This is a genomic window from Roseibium porphyridii, assembly GCF_026191725.2.
GTDB classification, from domain to species: domain Bacteria; phylum Pseudomonadota; class Alphaproteobacteria; order Rhizobiales; family Stappiaceae; genus Roseibium; species Roseibium porphyridii.
In genome coordinates, this window is sequence record NZ_CP120863.1 from 1,077,650 (window position 1) to 1,093,307 (window position 15,658).

General features: G+C 56.3%; 16 protein-coding genes and 1 other RNA gene. 5 read left to right on the forward strand and 12 right to left on the reverse strand.

The genetic code is table 11. From position 1 onward, the window contains the following. Positions 1-18: 18 nt before the first annotated feature. From K1718_RS05120 to tkt, 12 genes are all read right to left on the reverse strand, one after another. Entirely contained in the window at positions 19-1,050 is a 1,032-nt protein-coding gene (locus K1718_RS05120) for a peptidoglycan -binding protein (protein WP_265684667.1), read from the reverse strand. 25 nt (positions 1,051-1,075) lie between these two features. After that, a complete protein-coding gene (locus K1718_RS05125; protein ID WP_265682812.1) occupies positions 1,076-2,065 on the reverse strand; it encodes a flagellar motor protein MotA in 990 nt (329 codons plus the stop codon). A gap of 167 nt (positions 2,066-2,232) precedes the next feature. Next, on the reverse strand, positions 2,233-3,039 hold the full coding sequence (locus K1718_RS05130; RefSeq protein WP_152499900.1) for an inositol monophosphatase family protein: 807 nt from the start codon (positions 3,037-3,039) through the stop codon (positions 2,233-2,235). A gap of 73 nt (positions 3,040-3,112) precedes the next feature. Then, complete coding sequence (gene efp, locus K1718_RS05135) at positions 3,113-3,676, reverse strand: elongation factor P (protein WP_152499901.1); 564 nt, start codon at positions 3,674-3,676, stop codon at positions 3,113-3,115. A 176-nt stretch (positions 3,677-3,852) separates the two neighbouring features. Beyond that, positions 3,853-4,959, reverse strand: coding sequence for a tetratricopeptide repeat protein (locus K1718_RS05140; RefSeq protein ID WP_209006831.1), 1,107 nt, complete (start codon positions 4,957-4,959; stop codon positions 3,853-3,855). 46 nt (positions 4,960-5,005) lie between these two features. Continuing rightward, positions 5,006-5,677, reverse strand: a complete 672-nt coding sequence (locus tag K1718_RS05145; RefSeq protein ID WP_209006832.1) for a thiamine phosphate synthase — start codon at positions 5,675-5,677, stop codon at positions 5,006-5,008. A 93-nt stretch (positions 5,678-5,770) separates the two neighbouring features. Then, the gene (gene fba / locus K1718_RS05150; protein WP_152499903.1) at positions 5,771-6,838 is read right to left on the reverse strand and encodes a class II fructose-bisphosphate aldolase; all 1,068 of its coding nucleotides are present in this window, start codon (positions 6,836-6,838) and stop codon (positions 5,771-5,773) included. Between the two features lie 230 nt (positions 6,839-7,068). Next, entirely contained in the window at positions 7,069-7,440 is a 372-nt protein-coding gene (locus tag K1718_RS05155; protein WP_265682816.1) for a VOC family protein, read from the reverse strand. 26 nt (positions 7,441-7,466) lie between these two features. Next, entirely contained in the window at positions 7,467-8,660 is a 1,194-nt protein-coding gene (locus tag K1718_RS05160) for a phosphoglycerate kinase (protein WP_265682817.1), read from the reverse strand. A 14-nt stretch (positions 8,661-8,674) separates the two neighbouring features. Further along, positions 8,675-9,298, reverse strand: coding sequence for a LysE family translocator (locus tag K1718_RS05165; protein WP_265682818.1), 624 nt, complete (start codon positions 9,296-9,298; stop codon positions 8,675-8,677). A 295-nt stretch (positions 9,299-9,593) separates the two neighbouring features. After that, positions 9,594-10,604, reverse strand: coding sequence for a type I glyceraldehyde-3-phosphate dehydrogenase (gene gap, locus K1718_RS05170; protein WP_152499907.1), 1,011 nt, complete (start codon positions 10,602-10,604; stop codon positions 9,594-9,596). A gap of 145 nt (positions 10,605-10,749) precedes the next feature. Then, a complete protein-coding gene (gene tkt, locus K1718_RS05175; RefSeq protein ID WP_152499908.1) occupies positions 10,750-12,738 on the reverse strand; it encodes a transketolase in 1,989 nt (662 codons plus the stop codon). Positions 12,739-13,159: 421 nt separating this feature from the next. Here tkt and K1718_RS05180 point away from each other — a divergent pair, with 421 nt between their 5' ends. The 5 genes from K1718_RS05180 (at position 13,160) to K1718_RS05200 (ending at position 15,656) form a co-directional block, all read left to right on the forward strand. Then, positions 13,160-13,456: a DUF4164 domain-containing protein gene (locus K1718_RS05180; protein ID WP_152499909.1), complete on the forward strand. Its 297-nt coding sequence runs from the start codon at positions 13,160-13,162 to the stop codon at positions 13,454-13,456. Between the two features lie 7 nt (positions 13,457-13,463). Further along, the gene (locus K1718_RS05185; protein ID WP_152499910.1) at positions 13,464-13,844 is read left to right on the forward strand and encodes a cell division protein ZapA; all 381 of its coding nucleotides are present in this window, start codon (positions 13,464-13,466) and stop codon (positions 13,842-13,844) included. Between the two features lie 107 nt (positions 13,845-13,951). Beyond that, positions 13,952-14,106: non-coding RNA, 6S RNA (gene ssrS / locus K1718_RS05190), on the forward strand. A gap of 92 nt (positions 14,107-14,198) precedes the next feature. Next, complete coding sequence (locus K1718_RS05195; RefSeq protein WP_265682820.1) at positions 14,199-14,777, forward strand: 5-formyltetrahydrofolate cyclo-ligase; 579 nt, start codon at positions 14,199-14,201, stop codon at positions 14,775-14,777. Positions 14,778-14,825: 48 nt separating this feature from the next. After that, complete coding sequence (locus K1718_RS05200) at positions 14,826-15,656, forward strand: TIGR00282 family metallophosphoesterase (protein WP_265682822.1); 831 nt, start codon at positions 14,826-14,828, stop codon at positions 15,654-15,656. Positions 15,657-15,658: the final 2 nt, after the last annotated feature.

The window sequence follows — 15,658 nt, forward strand, 5'->3', positions numbered from 1 at the left end:
ACAGGTGCAACCGGTCACTTAGCGTTCGGTTAGCTTCAGCTCAATCCGTCGGTTCTTGGCAAGGGCGTCTGGTGTCTCTCCCGCTTCCAATGGCTGGAATTCTCCGAAGCCGGCAGCGACCAGCCGTTTGGGATCAACGCCCTTTTCGATGAGATAGCGCACGACGGAGATTGCACGCGCAGCAGAGAGTTCCCAGTTATTGCGAAGCCTGCCGGTTCCGGAAAGTGGCCGTGCATCGGTGTGGCCATCAACACGCAGAACCCAATTGATTTCGTCGGGTATTTGCGCGCTCAGTTCCTGGATCGCCTCTGCCAGCTTGTCGAGCTCCTGTTCACCATCAGGGTTGATGTCTTCTTGTCCACTGTCGAACAAGACTTCGGACTGGAACACGAAACGGTCGCCGACAACCGAAATATCGGAGCGCTGCGACAGGATCTCGCGCAGGCGACCGAAGAAATCGGAGCGATAGCGCGACAATTCCTGAACGCGTTGCACAAGAGCCGCGTTGAGCCGGCGGCCGAGGCTGGCGATCTTCGCCTGGCTGTCGGCTTCCTTGGCCTCGGAGGCTTCAAGAGCTGCGTTCGCAGCTGCAATCTGACGGCGCAAGGCGGCAATTTGCTGGTTCAGCAGTTCGACCTGTGCCAAAGCTTCCTGACTGACCTGACGTTCATCGTCGAGGAGGTTTTCAAGACGAGTTGCGCGGCCACCGGCAGCGTCTGCTGCGCCCGAACTGCTTTCCAGGAGGCCGAGCAGTCGGGACTGCTCAGCTTCAGCATCCGAAAGGCTGGCTTGCAGCCCGAGGATGGTGTCCTCAAGCTCACCGGAGCTGGCGCGTTCCAGTGCCAACAATTCGGTCAATTCGCTGATTTGGGCATTGAGCCTGTTCAGCACAGTGTCCCGTCCGGACAGTTGCTGCGACAGGAAAAACTGCGCGATCATGAAGATCGACAACAGGAAGATGATCACAAGCAGAAGCGTCGCCATGGCATCAACGAAGCCCGGCCAGTAGTCCGTAGACTGTGCCCGGCGGCGCGCTCTCAGTCCTGCCAGTCCGGCCATTTCCGAAGTGCTCCCGTTATTCCTTGGCGCGGTCGAAGGCCGCGGCAATTGACGAGAGGAGGCTCTCTATGCGCTTTTGCTGTTCGCCCTGCTGCTCGGCCCAGTCGCGCATCATCTGCTGTTCGGAACGCACATGTTTGACAAGGCCCTGAATGCCTTCCGCTAAATTCGCCATCGCCTGCGCAGCATTCTTGCTGCCGCCATCCTCGACAGTTTTCTGGAGTGCTGTGATCGATGACTGAATCTGTTCAACACCTGGAGAATCGGTTGTGTTGAACAGCCCTTCTTCCGGGTCGATATCGGTGACCGTGGAGAGCCAGTCTTCCAGTTCGTTGTAGAACCGGTTCTGTGCCTGTCCGGCCTGAAGATCAAGAAAGCCGAGAACCAGCGATCCGGTCAAACCGAAAAGGGATGATGAAAACGCGGTGCCCATGCCGGAGAGCGGTGCTTCCAGCCCGGCCTTGAGGTCTTCGAATATCACATTGGCATCGCCTGAGCCGACATCCAGCGATTGGATGGTAGCGCCGACCGAACTCACGGTCTGGAGCAGGCCCCAGAACGTGCCAAGCAGACCCAAAAACACCAGAAGCCCGGTCAAGTAGCGCGACATTTCCCGCGACTCTTCCAATCGCATGCCGATGGAGTCCAGGATGGACCGCGCCGTTGTCGGCGTCAGCGCCATATCACCGGCCTTGTTGCCGAGAAGGGCTGCCATAGGTGCCAGAAGCACAGGTGAGCGTGTCTCGAGGGCAGGATCGCCAATCCGAAAACTGTTGACCCACGAGATCTCCGGGAAAAGGCGAATGACGCGTCCGAACAGGAGCAAGATGCCGAAGACGCCAACCAGAACAATCAGCCCGTTCAGTCCGGGGTTGCTCATGAAGGCGGTTGATATCTGGGGAAACAGGATGAAAGCGATGAAGGCAACGATCACCAGAAAGATGATCATGAAGGTCAGATAGGCCCTTGGGCTGGACAGGCTGTAGGGATCAAATTCACGGGCCATATTGCGCAATCAAATACCTGAATTGGATGTAACTAATTGATAGCGTGATTTTTAAGGGCTTGGGAACCGTGAATCGTGACTGAAACCTTAATAAAGTCTGGAAAGCTCAAAAACCGGCGCTCTGAAACAGGTGCGCCGGTGAAGCATGTTGCTGGTTTTCAGGAAGATCAGTCCTGCGCAGGAGCTTCGGCCTTCTTCAAAAGACGCAGCAGCTGTTTGTGGGCATCTTCGTTGCCGACAACAATATCGCCGCTTTCCAGCATCTTCGGCTTGCCGGACAGATCGCTGACGAAACCGCCGGCCTCGCGCACCATGAGGATGCCCGCGGCAATGTCCCAGGAATTGAGATTTCGCTCCCAGTAACCGTCGAGGCGGCCGGACGCAGTCCAGGCCAGATCAAGCGATGCTGCACCGAAACGCCTGATGCCCGCCACTTCCGGCATAACATATCTGAGTTCGCGCAGGGAGCGGCCGTGGTCGCCCATGCCGATGAACGGCAATCCCGTGCCGAACACCATGTCATTCAGATCGGTCCGACCGGCAACGCGCAGTCGGCGATCGTTCAGAAAGGCACCCCGCCCGCGTTCGGCTGTGTAAAGCTCGTCCATGACGGGGTTGAAGATCACCCCGGCGACGATCTCTCCCGCGCGCTCAAGCGCAATAGAAGTCGAGAAGATCGGAATGCCATGAAGAAAGTTGGTGGTGCCGTCGAGCGGGTCAATGTGCCAACGATGCTGACCGTCCGAGCCGTCAACTTCGCCGCTTTCTTCCATCACCAGGCCGAAAGTCGGGCGGGCTTTTGTCAGCTCTCCGCGAACGATTTCCTCAGCACGGCGATCTGCAGCAGAGACAAAGTCTCCCGGGCCTTTGCGGGAGACCTGAAGGTTTTCCACTTCACCGAAATCACGGACCAGGGAACGCCCTGCCTTGATCGCGGCTTGGGTCATGACATTGAGGAGAGCTGTGCGGGCCATGAATTATCACTTTTTGTTGGGCGCCGCCCGGACGGGTCCGGACACGCCAAAGGAAATTGCCAAATAAGGTGGCTCAATCAGCGCGACGGACGTATTCCAGCGTGCCCGTATCGACGATGATTTTTTCACCAGCCGTAATGAAAGGCGGGACCATGACGCGGACGCCGTTTTCCATGAGTGCCGGTTTATAGGACGAGGACTGGGTCTGTCCCTTGACGACGGCATCGGCTTCGCTGATTTCCAGGGTCACATGTTGCGGCAGAGTGATACCGATCGGACGGTCTTCATGCAGTTCGACGGTGACCATCATGCCGTCCTGAAGGAAGGCTGCGCGATCTCCGACGAATTCCGATTGCAGTTCAAGCTGCTCGTAGGTTTCGGTATCCATGAAGATCAGCATGTCGTCCTGGGTATAAAGGTACTGGAAATCCTTTTGTTCCAGACGGACGCGCTCGACCTTGTCTTCAGAGCGGAAACGCTCGTTCAGCTTCCGGCCATCGAGCAAGTTTTTCATTTCGACCTGGGCGAAAGCACCGCCCTTGCCTGGCTTGACGTGCTGAACCTTGACAACGGCCCAAAGCGTATCTTGATGCTGCAGCACGTTACCGGGCTTGATTTCGTTTCCGTTGATTTTCATGGAACGACCGACTTGTTGATTTGTTTGGATCTGGAACGGCGCATGGAACAGCGGACGCTGGGGCACCGAAAATTGCTGGCGCCTGTCCACCACAAAAGTGCGCAGGTTTCAAGGAAAAAAGGCAATTTTGGTTCAGCGAGGGCCTTTGCACCGTGAAGTTTCGAGGGCAAAAGGCGTTAAGGTGTTTCGGCTGCCGGATCTTCGGACGGTGCCATCAACGTTGCTGAATACTGTTCTGCCAGCTTGCGAGCGTTTTCCATGGTTGTTTCGTCCAGACTGTCGACGATCTGATCGAGATTGAGATCAGAAACGCCAAGCGTGCGGGCAATGAGGTGCCAGCCAGCGGCCGCGGCGAAATCCTGTTCCCGGCCTCTTCCGAAGGCGTAGATGCGTGCAAGCCTGTTCATTGCGACCGGGTTGCCTGACGTGGCTGCGCGTTCGAACCAGTCAGAAGCTTCTGCTTCGTCCGGATCAACGCCCTTTCCCTGAAAGCGCAGGATACCGTAATAGACCTGCGCTGATGTGTGCCCACGCCGTGCTGCCCTGCCCATCCAGAAAGCGCCTTGGCCCGGATCGTTCAGGCCGCTCTGGGCTTCAAGATAGGAAAGGGCGAGGGCATATTGAGCTTCCGGATCGTTCAGTTGAGCTGCTTCTTCCAGGAGTTCTCTCGCCCTTTGTTCGTTGAAGGGGCGGCCTTCGCCTTCCTGATAAAGCAGCGCGAGATTGTAGAGTGCCGAAGCGTTGCCCGCATTGGCTGCCTGTTCAAAGAGATCGGCCGCCTTCTTCTTGTCGACGTCGACGCCATCTCCCAACAGATAGAACTGGGCGAGTTGCATCGCTGAGCCGTTGTCGCCCTTGTCCGCAGCAAGACGGTACCAGTCAGCAGCCTTGGTTTTGTCCTGCTTGATCCCGAGGCCTGCCTCATGCAGCACGCCCAGCAATGCCTGGGCGGACTGGTCTCCGCCTTCGGCAAGCGGTGTCGCCAGGCCGAGCGCTGTCAAAAACCAACCTCGTTGAAAAGCCGCATAAGCTGTGGTTGCGTCCGCGGTTTCGTCCTCGGACAGCTTGGGCGGCCCTGCATCGACGATGCTCAAAAGGGTCTTGTCGGCGGTGGTCACATCGATCAAAACCGGAAGCGGTTTGTCCGGATCGTTTTCGGCCGGCTGGTTTTCTTCAGTTTCCTTTTCTCCCGTCTCTTTTGCCAGGGCTTCAGACCATGATGCGACAGATGAAAAACCCGTCAAGATACCACTCAGCACCAGGATCCCGGTCCAGCTTCTCAAGCTAAGATTTGTCCCAACTAACGGCATAGATCCGGCTCCGGCTTTTTTAAGTCTGATCGATATCGGGAAATGGATGAGCGTCCAATATTTTGTTTGCCTCGGCAATCAGGTCGGATGTGTCTCGATCAGACTGCCAAATGACATCCTTGACCGCAACAAAGTCGGCTCCTGTTGCCGCGACCTCGGCCAAGGTCTCCATGGAGTTTCCTGCAAGTGCGACACAGGGTGTTTCGAAAAGCTCGGCCCACCAGGAGGCGGAAGAAAGCGTCTTGGCATGTGCATTTTCCTTTTCGGCCAAATCCAGTTTGCCGAAGAAGAGATAGTCTACGCCGGTTTCCGCCCATTCCATGGCATCGTGCTTGAGCTTTGTGCCTCCCGTTCCGACAATACGCTCGGGCTGGAAGCTCTCAACGGCGAGTTTCAGGTCATCCAGAGATGTGTCGACGTGGACGCCATCGGCACCGGACCGGCCGGCTGCCTGTGTGTCGCGATAGACGATCGCCGCAGCTCCTCCCTTTTGAATAATGGGAACGAGCGTTTCAGCTGTTGTTTGCAGATCCTTTGTGTTTGCGCCAGGCATATAGATGAGCACACAGGCGATATCACCACCTGCAAAGGCCTGATCGAGTTTGCCTGTCAGTTCGGCCAGATCGAATTCCGGCGGCGTAACGAGAAATAGGCGCGGGCGGTTCACGGTGGTCAGGTCCTGTTCAATCACAAATCGGGTTCTTGTCCCTAAAGACGGCAAAAGAGGGACGCAAGGCCCCTCTTTCGAGAAAGTGAATGAATTGACGTCCCGGGATACGGGATGTCAGTCCGTTTTTGGATCGAGGCTGCCGGACTGGTAGCGGGCAGCCATATCGGCCAGGGTAATGATTTTCTTGATCTTGGATGCCTGACCAGCCGTGTTGAACGCTTCCAGCCGCTGGATGCAAAGCTTCTGCATCGCATCGCGCGCAGGCTTCAGGTATTTGCGCGGATCAAACTCGGACGGGTTTTCGGCAAAAACGCGACGGATTTGGCCGGTAATCGCCATCCGGTTGTCGGTGTCGATGTTGACCTTGCGCACGCCGTTCTTGATGCCGCGCTGGATTTCCTCGACGGGGACACCCCAAGTCTGGGGCATTTCACCACCATATTGGTTGATGATGTCCTGGAGATCCTGCGGGACGGACGATGACCCGTGCATCACGAGATGGGTGTCCGGAAGGCGGCGGTGAATCTCCTCGATAACGTTCATCGCCAGGATTTCCCCGTCAGGCTGACGCGTGAACTTATAAGCGCCGTGGCTTGTGCCCATTGCGATCGCGAGCGCGTCGACCTTGGTTTCCTTGACGAACTTTACAGCTTCCTCAGGGTCGGTCAGCAGTTGATCCTGGCTCAGTTTGCCTTCCGCGCCGTGGCCGTCTTCCTTGTCGCCCATGCCGGTTTCGAGTGATCCGAGGACACCCAGTTCGCCCTCAACGGAAATACCGCCAAGATGAGCCATGTCAGTCACCGTTTTGGTGACGCCGACATTGTAGTCCCAGCTGGCAGGGGTTTTGCCATCCGCTTCAAGCGAGCCATCCATCATCACGGATGTGAAGCCGGCCTGGATGGCGCTCATGCAAGTTTGCGGTGCGTTGCCATGGTCCAGATGGACGCAGACTGGGATGTGCGGATAAATCTCCACAACGGCATCCATCATGTGTTTCAGCATGACGTCATGTGCATATGCACGTGCGCCGCGGGAGGCCTGAATGATCACCGGAGCGTCTGTCTGATCGGCCGCAGCCATGATCGCCAGCGCCTGCTCCATATTGTTGATGTTGAATGCGGGAACGCCGTAGTCGTTTTCCGCTGCGTGGTCCAACAGCTGGCGAAGGGTGATACGTGCCATTAAAGTCTCCCCTGATCCGGTGTCTGCGAAACGAGCCTTACCATAACAAGTATTCGCGTTGCCGGTGTTGCGGTGCGTCAATCATCGGTGTTTCTATCAAGATTTTCCGGCGTTGAAAGAGGGCCTTATCGGTTAAATCAATTTAAATACAAAGACATGGCAGAAATTTCACTCCCGTATTTAATTTGGAAATAAAAATAAATTTGCTGCCGGACCTGTATCAGCTTCGATCATGTGCTCGGGGAACTGATATCAACGAATGTACCTGCCGGATCACGCAGGATCATGCGCCGCTGGCCATAAGGCATTTCCCGGGGAGCTTCGACGATGTTTGCATTTTGCGCGAGCGCCTTTTCATAGACGGCATCACAATCATCAACGACAAATGTCAGGATTACTCCGGCAGGGGCCCGCTGGGCCCTTGCCGGAACAATCTCGCTTGATTGCTTGAGGATACCAAGTTCCAGGGCCGGGTTATTCGGGTCGGCAAGATTGACGAACCAGTCCGCGGAAAATCGCGGTTCGAAGCCTAGAATCTCCTGATAGAAGGCTGCTGTCACGGCAACCTCCTCCGTCAGGATGTTTGTGAAACTTCGCTGCATGACGGTTCTCCTGCTGATCTTGTCAGTTAGGCTTCAAGCGCTTTGACGCCGGGAAGTTCCTTGCCTTCCAGCCACTCAAGGAAGGCACCTCCTGCTGTCGAGACATAGGAAAAATCATCGGCCGCACCAGCATGATTGAGAGCTGCGACCGTGTCGCCACCACCAGCAACCGAATTGAGCTTGCCGGCCTTGGTGTTGGCGGCGGCATGCCTTGCTGCAGCAACTGTTGCCGTATCGAAAGGTTCAATCTCAAACGCACCGAGCGGACCGTTCCAAACCAGCGTTTTGGCCGTATCGATCTTGGATGCGACGGTTTCGATCGATGCCACACCGACATCAAGGATCATGCCGTCTGCAGGTATCGCATCCAATGAAACGGTTTCGTTTTCAGCGCCAGCCTTGAATTCCCGCGCGACCACTGCATCCGCCGGCAGGACGATTTCGCAACTGGCTGCTTCCGCAGCTGACATGATCCTCTTGGCCGTATCGGCAAGGTCGTGCTCGCAGAGTGATTTCCCAACATTGACGCCCTTGGCTGCGAGGAACGTGTTGGCCATGCCGCCACCGATCACCAGCATGTCGACTTTGGAGACGAGGTTCTCCAGAAGATCAATCTTTGAAGACACTTTCGCACCGCCGACAACGGCTAGGACCGGCCGTTTAGGGTCGCCGAGCGCAGAGCTGAGCGCTTCAAGTTCCGCCTGCATTGTCCGTCCCGCGTAAGCCGGCAACAGTTTGGCAATGCCTTCTGTGGAGCCGTGGGCACGGTGTGCTGCGGAGAACGCATCGTTCACGTAGAGGTCGCCATTTGACGCCAGGGCCTCTGCGAAAGACGGGTCGTTCTTTTCCTCGCCCTTGTGAAAACGCGTGTTTTCAAGAAGCAGGACATCACCATTTGACATTGCGGATACGGCGTCAGATGCGGCCGGGCCGATGCAATCATCCGCAAAGCCGACCGTTTTGCCGAGCAGACTGGAGACTGCGGGTGCAACCGGTGCAAGCGACATGGATGCCACCCGCTCGCCTTTCGGGCGGCCGAAATGAGCCAGCAGCACGACCTTTGCGCCCTTTTCAGAGAGTTCGCGGATTGTCGGCAGAACACGTTCAATACGTGTGGTGTCTGTGACTTTGCCGCCGTCCATCGGCACATTCAGATCTACACGGACGAGAACCCGTTTTCCGGTAATGTCGTTGATATTGTCGAGTGTATTGAAAGCCATGGGAACACCTGTTGTCAGGGACGGGTGGAATTGGTGGACACGGCGATGCCAATACCGAACAAGGTCAGCAGCACGCCGAAGGAGCGCTCCAGCCAAAGCTTGGCGCGCATGAATTGAAACCGCACGGATGGCAGCGTGAAGAACAGCGTGACCAGAACAAACCACAAAAAGACGCCGCCCGCCATGATCATGCCATAGCCGATTTGCGTCCAGAGCGGGGTCATGGGTGAAGTCACCTGCAGGAAGACACTCAGTGCAAACATCGTGGCCTTCGGATTGGTCACATTTGTGAAGAAGCCCCAACGCAATGCCTTGAGAGGCGGCATGCCGGAGAGGCCGTTACTGCCGGGCATGTCCCTTGAGGCTGTCCGGTACATGGTCACCCCAAGAAAGATCAGATAGGCAGCACCGAGCAGCTTGAGTGCATTGAATAGCAGTATTGACTGGGACACGATCAGGCCGATGCCTGCAAGCGCGTAGGAGACATGAACACCCAGTGCCAATGCGATGCCAAGCGCGGTCATGATGCCGGCCAGTCTGCCGCCGATCAGGGCGTTTCGCAAAACGACCGCGAAGTCAGGCCCCGGGACAATTGCGACGACGATCGTCAGTGAGATAACGGTTAGTAGTTCGAGCACGTGGTCTCCAGAAGTTGGAATAAGATGGCCTAGCGATCTGGTGGATTTTCGAGGTTCTTGATCGTTTCGGCCTTTTGTTGGTCAACGTCAGGCTGCCAATGCCGGTGACTGCGCTGCCCATTTCTTTCCTTTGAGCGCTCCAGCCAACAAAAGCCGAGCCCAAGCATCACAACGACACAAATTATGATCGCAATTGTCATGCAACTGCCTCAGTACCAAACAAAGAAAAGGCGGATGCAACGCTGCTGCACCCGCCTGACGTCAGACTGATTGTCTGGTCAACCAGATCATCTGGTTAGATGAGTTTCGCCATGGCAACGGCCGTGTCGGCCATGCGGTTGGAGAAGCCCCACTCGTTGTCGTACCAGGTCAGGATGCGCACAAAAGTGCCGTCCATAACCTTGGTCTGGTCCATGTGGAAGACGGAAGAGTGGCTGTCATGGTTGAAGTCCATGGAAACAAGCTTTTCTTCCGTGTAACCGAGAACACCCTTCAGCTTACCGTCCGCAGCTGCCTTGATCGCAGCATTGATTTCTTCAACACTGGTCTCGCGCTTGGCGATGAAGTTCAAGTCGACCACAGAGACGTTGGGTGTCGGCACGCGAATTGCCACGCCATCCATCTTGCCATTTAGCTCCGGCAGAACCAGTCCAACAGCTTTTGCCGCACCAGTGGATGTCGGGATCATGGACATGGCCGCTGCGCGAGCGCGGTAAAGATCCTTGTGCATGGTGTCCAGAGTCGGCTGGTCACCCGTGTAGGAGTGGATCGTTGTCATGAAGCCTTTTTCAATGCCGACGGTGTCATTGAGAACGTAAGCAACCGGCGACAGGCAGTTGGTGGTGCACGACGCGTTGGACACGACCAGATCTTCTGAAGTCAGTGCATCGTGGTTCACACCATAAACGATGGTCTTGTCAGCGCCTGCGGCTGGTGCTGAAACGAGAACACGCTTTGCACCGGCTTCCAGAAGCATTGAGGCCTTTTCTTTGGCGGTGAAGATGCCTGTGCATTCCATCGCAATGTCAACACCGAGCTCGCCCCATGGCAGTTCCTTCGGGTCGCGAATTGCGGTGACCTTGATAGGCTTGCCGCCGCCAACCGAGATCGTGTCACCGTCGACTGTCACTTCGGCGGGGAACCTGCCATGAACGGAGTCATAGCGCAGCAGATGTGCGTTTGTTTCAACCGGACCAAGATCGTTGATGGCGACGACTTCAATGTCGGTGCGGCCGGATTCGACAATCCCGCGCAGGATGTTCCGGCCAATGCGGCCAAAACCGTTGATTGCTACCTTGGTTACCATATTCCACTCCTGCGATCTTCGGCGTTTCATTCCAAGAAAAACGCCACCTTTATGACCACATGTGTCGTGGTCGCTTGGAAGAGCCTCAAGTGCTCAGGGCCCGGCAACATATGGAGGATCTGGCGTTGCCGGGAATTGATCTCAATTAAGTTGCGAGCTTTTCTTTCGCTGCAGAGACGACGGCGTCCTTGGTGATGCCGAAGTGCTCATACAGCTCCTTGTAAGGTGCGCTCGCGCCGAAGCCGTTCATGCCAATAAACAGGCCGTCATTGCCGACGAAACGGTCCCATCCCATGCGGATGCCCGCCTCAACGGCAATCTTGACCGCGCTGTCGCCGATGATGTCGGCCTTATAGTCGTCCGATTGGGATTCGAACAGTTCGAAAGATGGGACACTGACTACTCGCGTCGCAATACCTTCTTCGGTCAACTCTTTATGAGCATCGACAGCGATCTCAACTTCCGAGCCTGACGCAAAGATGGTGACCGCTGCGCTGTCTTCACAGTCAATCAACACATAAGCGCCTTTGGCACAAAGGTTGTCTTCTTCGAAATTCTTGCGCTGAGACGGAAGGTTCTGGCGGGTCAATGCCAGGACAGACGGTCCGGACCTGTCTTCAAGCGACAGCTGCCAGCATTCCAGCGTTTCGGTGATGTCGGCAGGCCGGTAGAACGTGAGGTTCGGGATTGCCCGCAGAGCCGCGAAATGTTCGACCGGTTGGTGGGTTGGGCCGTCTTCGCCAAGCCCGATGGAATCGTGCGTCATCACATGGATAACTCGCTGGCCCATCAATGCTGCTAGTCGGATCGACGGACGGCAGTAATCGGAGAAGATCAAGAAACCGCCGGAATAGGGGATCAGGCCACCATGCAGCGCCATCCCGTTCATGGCCGCAGCCATGCCGTGTTCGCGAATACCGTAATGAATGTAGCGACCGGAGAAATCGTCCGGTGTAACCGGCACGGTTTGTGGTGTTTTGGTGTTGTTCGAGCCGGTCAGGTCGGCTGACCCACCAATCGTTTCCGGTACGACTTCGTTGATCACGTTCAGGACAGCTTCGGAAGCCTTGCGCGTTGCCATGGTTGGCTGTTCGTCTGCGAGCTTCTTCTTGTAGTCCAGAATAGCCTGGGTGAACGTCGCTGGAAGATCACCACGGTACCGGCGGTCGAATTCGGCCCGCGTTTCCGCGTCCGCATCCGCAAATCGCTTTTGCCAGTCCTTGTGTGCGTGGGCGGAACGGAGCCCGGCAATCCGCCATGCATCCAGAACATCGCTTGGAATGTCAAAGGGCTCGTGCGGCCAGTTGAGCGCGTCGCGTGTTCCGACAATTTCTTCAGCACCCAGCGGTGAACCATGCGCCTTTTGCGACCCGGCTTTGGTGGGAGCTCCAAATCCGATTGTGGTTTTGGCAGCAATCAGGGTCGGTCTGTCACTTGCCTGGGCTTGGCGGATCACGGCGGCAAGAGCTTCCGGGTCATGACCGTCAACACTCAAAGTGTTCCAGCCTGAGGCCGCAAAGCGGGCCTGCTGGTCCGTCGAATCGGTGATTTCGACCTTACCGTCAATGGAAATGCCGTTGTCGTCCCAGATCACGATCAGCTTGTTCAGCTTGAGGTGACCGGCAAGTGTCAGTGCTTCCTGGCTGATGCCTTCCATGAGGCAGCCGTCGCCAGCGAGAACGTATGTGTAGTGATCGACAAGATCTTTGCCGAAACGCTCTTCCTGCAGACGTTCGGCAATCGCCATGCCAACGGCATTGCCCAGGCCCTGGCCGAGCGGGCCAGTTGTGGTCTCAATGCCAGCGCCATGGCCATATTCCGGGTGGCCGGCCGTGCGCGAGCCGAGCTGGCGGAAGTTCTTGATTTCGTCGAGCGTGAAATCTTCGTAGCCGAGCAAGTACAGCAGGCTGTACAGCAGCATGGATCCGTGACCAGCAGAAAGAACGAAGCGATCGCGGTCGGACCAGTCGGGTGCAGTCGGATCAAACTTCAGGAACTGGGTAAACAGAACGGTTGCGATATCGGCGGCCCCCATGGGCAGTCCGGGGTGACCGGATTTCGCCTTTTCCACGGCATCGATGGCAAGGAAGCGGATCGCGTTTGCCATGCGCTGGTGTTTTTCAATATCGGTCATCGTCTTCCCGTTGCTTGCGTTGAAGCGCCGTTGCCGAGGTTGGACCGCCCGGCAAGGTATGAATGAGGTACGTTGCTCAGAAGCTGACTATCGTCAATTTCGAACAGGCGCCAGACAAATATCAGGAACCGTCGGCGAGTCAACAAAGGCGAGCCAACGGAATCCGGGAAGAAATTTTCTTTTTGGGCGTTATAGAGTTGAGGATTCTGCCAATGGTGCCATTGACTGAGAGAAGTTGCGATGCCTAAGCTCGACGCCCTGAAAAAGATTTGCTTTTTCGCCGCGAAACAATCGCGTGAACGCTGTGTCGGAAGTGTCATTGGATGTTGCGCGACACAGTAGCGAAAGCGCCAAATCTCCGGAATGTGCGTTTGAAAGGAACTGGCGGACCGCCGCAAAACACTTTGGGAAAATGTAATTAATGGCGGATGTCGACTGCATGGAAAAGACCAGTCTTACCGACGCGGTAAAGCGCCTTGATACTGCTGTCGGTCAGCTGGAGGCGGCTGTTCAGCGTCGCATGGACGCCGACAGATCGTTGAATGCCCTGCAGGATGATCTTCAAAGGCTTGGCGAAGACAGGTCTCAGCTGGCTGCATCACTGGATGAAAGCGAAGCGCGAGCCTCCCGTTTGGAGGAAGCCAACAAGGACGTGTCCCGCCGGCTTGTTTCCGCCATGGAAACCATCCGAAGCGTTCTTGATGCGCATGGAGGCTGACTGAACAATGGCGCAGATTACCGTCACGATTAACGGCAAAGCCTTCCGTATGGCTTGCGATGATGGTGAAGAGGAACGTCTTCAGGGCCTGGCGGCGCGCTTCGATGGCTGGATCGGGGAATTGAAGGGTGCGTTCGGTGAGATTGGCGATCAGCGCCTGACCGTGATGGCCGGCATCATGGCAACCGACCAATTGTCGGAACTTGAACGCAAGATCGTCAGGCTTGAAGCGGACCTGGAAGATGCCAAACGGCAGCAGGATGCAGCGCTCGATAACATGAGCCAGAACGAAGAAGAACTCTCCAGGGCGGTCAATACTGCTGCAGCAAGGATTGAAAGCCTTGCCGATGGCTTGAGCAAGAGCCTCAAAAATCCGGAAAATTCCTGAACATTGCTGGTTCGTGCGGTGGTTCTTTGAATTCAGTCTTCAAAATCGTTTGTATTGAATGCCATGCCGCTCTGGTAATTGCCTGAAGTCGGGTCTATATGCCGTAGTCGCGGCTGCCCGACACGTCAGGAACATTATCCCCGGGGCCTTACGCATTCCTTCGGGAGCTGTCCCTGCGCTGGGCCGTGGTCCGTTGCATACGGCGCCCACCTACTTTGTAGGTTCTCCGGGATTGCAGATCCAACGGTCGGACGGCTGCACATTTCTACTCCAAGTGCCCGGCTGCACTGGCCGGTAGTCGTGTTTGCGGCGAACCGGGACAAGACAGATTTGATCGCTCTGACGTAAAGGCTCATGGCTATTCCTTCTTCCCATGCCGACAAAAAAGAAGCTGTTCGCAGGCATGCACTCGCCCGCCGAAAGGCGATGGACGAGATCGAACGGATCGAAAAGAGCCTTGCGCTGGTTGATCATGTCGACGATCTGCCTCTTCCCGAGGAAGCTATCGTTTCAGGTTTCTGGCCAATCCGTGACGAGATAGATATCAGACCGCTCATGGATGCCTTGCGTCAAAGAGGCCACCCACTGTGTCTGCCGGCGATTGCCGAACCTCATCTTGAGTTTCGCAGACTTGAGCGCGACAGCGAACTGGTGCCGGCAGGTTTTGGGACACTGGAACCAGCGCCGTCTGCAGAAAAAATGCGCCCGGATGTCATGCTCATGCCCTTGTCCGGTTTCGACGGTGCCGGTAACCGTCTTGGCTATGGAAAGGGGCACTACGATACGGCAATTGCAGCCATCAAAAGAGAAGGCCCCCTCCTGTGTATCGGCGTGGCTTTTGCAGTTCAGGAGGTTGACCGCGTGCCCTTTGAAGCGCATGACAAACCTCTGAATGGGATTTTAACTGAAGTCGGATACCGGGCATTCAGCTGACTACAGACCGCTGTCGCATGTCAGCCTTTGATCGCCTAGCGAGGTTACATGCGTATTTTGTTTCTGGGGGATCTTGTCGGCCGCTCCGGTCGTTCTGCGGTGATCGACAAATTGCCCGGGCTCGTAGAAGACAACCAGCTCGACTTCGTCATTGTGAATGGTGAAAACGCGGCGTCCGGTTTCGGGATCACCGAGGCAATTCTTCAAGATGTTCTGGACGCCGGTGCAGACGTTGTAACGACTGGAAATCATGTGTGGGATCAGCGGGACACGCTTGTTTATATCGAGCGTCAGGATCGTCTGCTCAGACCTGTGAACTATCCTTCAGGCACGCCGGGTCGGGGAGCACATCTTTATACGGCCCGAAACGGTGCTCAGGTGATGGTCGCCAATGTGATGGGGCGCGTCTATATGGATGCGCTCGATGACCCCTTTGCCGCGATGGACAGGGTTGTGTCCGACTGCCCGCTGGCTGAAGTTGCCGATGCGATTATTGTCGACATGCACGCCGAGGCAACAAGCGAAAAACAGGCGATGGGCCATTTCCTGGATGGGAGGGTCAGTCTCGTGGTTGGCACACATACCCATGTTCCGACTGCCGACCACCAGATCCTGGAGAACGGGACGGCCTACCTTTCGGATGCCGGGATGTGCGGTGCTTATGACAGTGTGCTCGGGATGGACAAAGAAGAGCCAGTCAATCGGTTCCAACGCAAGATCCCGGGATCAAGGTTCACGCCGGCAACGGGAGACGCCACGATCTGCGGCGTCGCTATCGAAACCGATGATCGGACCGGACTTGCAGACCGGATTGCACCTCTCCGGATCGGAGGGCGCCTGGAGCCGGTCCAGCCGTATTTCTGGTCCGATCCAGACTGATG

Excerpts from the sequence above, each read along its gene's own strand:
- K1718_RS05125 (WP_265682812.1), bottom strand. The coding sequence starts at position 2,065 with ATGGCCCGTGAATTTGATCCCTACAGCCTGTCCAGCCCAAGGGCCTAT.
- K1718_RS05130 (WP_152499900.1), bottom strand. The coding sequence starts at position 3,039 with ATGGCCCGCACAGCTCTCCTCAATGTCATGACCCAAGCCGCGATCAAG.
- efp (WP_152499901.1), bottom strand. The coding sequence starts at position 3,676 with ATGAAAATCAACGGAAACGAAATCAAGCCCGGTAACGTGCTGCAGCAT.
- fba (WP_152499903.1), bottom strand. The coding sequence starts at position 6,838 with ATGGCACGTATCACCCTTCGCCAGCTGTTGGACCACGCAGCGGAAAAC.
- K1718_RS05155 (WP_265682816.1), bottom strand. The coding sequence starts at position 7,440 with ATGCAGCGAAGTTTCACAAACATCCTGACGGAGGAGGTTGCCGTGACA.
- K1718_RS05160 (WP_265682817.1), bottom strand. The coding sequence starts at position 8,660 with ATGGCTTTCAATACACTCGACAATATCAACGACATTACCGGAAAACGG.
- gap (WP_152499907.1), bottom strand. The coding sequence starts at position 10,604 with ATGGTAACCAAGGTAGCAATCAACGGTTTTGGCCGCATTGGCCGGAAC.
- tkt (WP_152499908.1), bottom strand. The coding sequence starts at position 12,738 with ATGACCGATATTGAAAAACACCAGCGCATGGCAAACGCGATCCGCTTC.
- K1718_RS05180 (WP_152499909.1), top strand. The coding sequence starts at position 13,160 with ATGGCGGATGTCGACTGCATGGAAAAGACCAGTCTTACCGACGCGGTA.
- K1718_RS05185 (WP_152499910.1), top strand. The coding sequence starts at position 13,464 with ATGGCGCAGATTACCGTCACGATTAACGGCAAAGCCTTCCGTATGGCT.
- K1718_RS05195 (WP_265682820.1), top strand. The coding sequence starts at position 14,199 with ATGGCTATTCCTTCTTCCCATGCCGACAAAAAAGAAGCTGTTCGCAGG.
- K1718_RS05200 (WP_265682822.1), top strand. The coding sequence starts at position 14,826 with ATGCGTATTTTGTTTCTGGGGGATCTTGTCGGCCGCTCCGGTCGTTCT.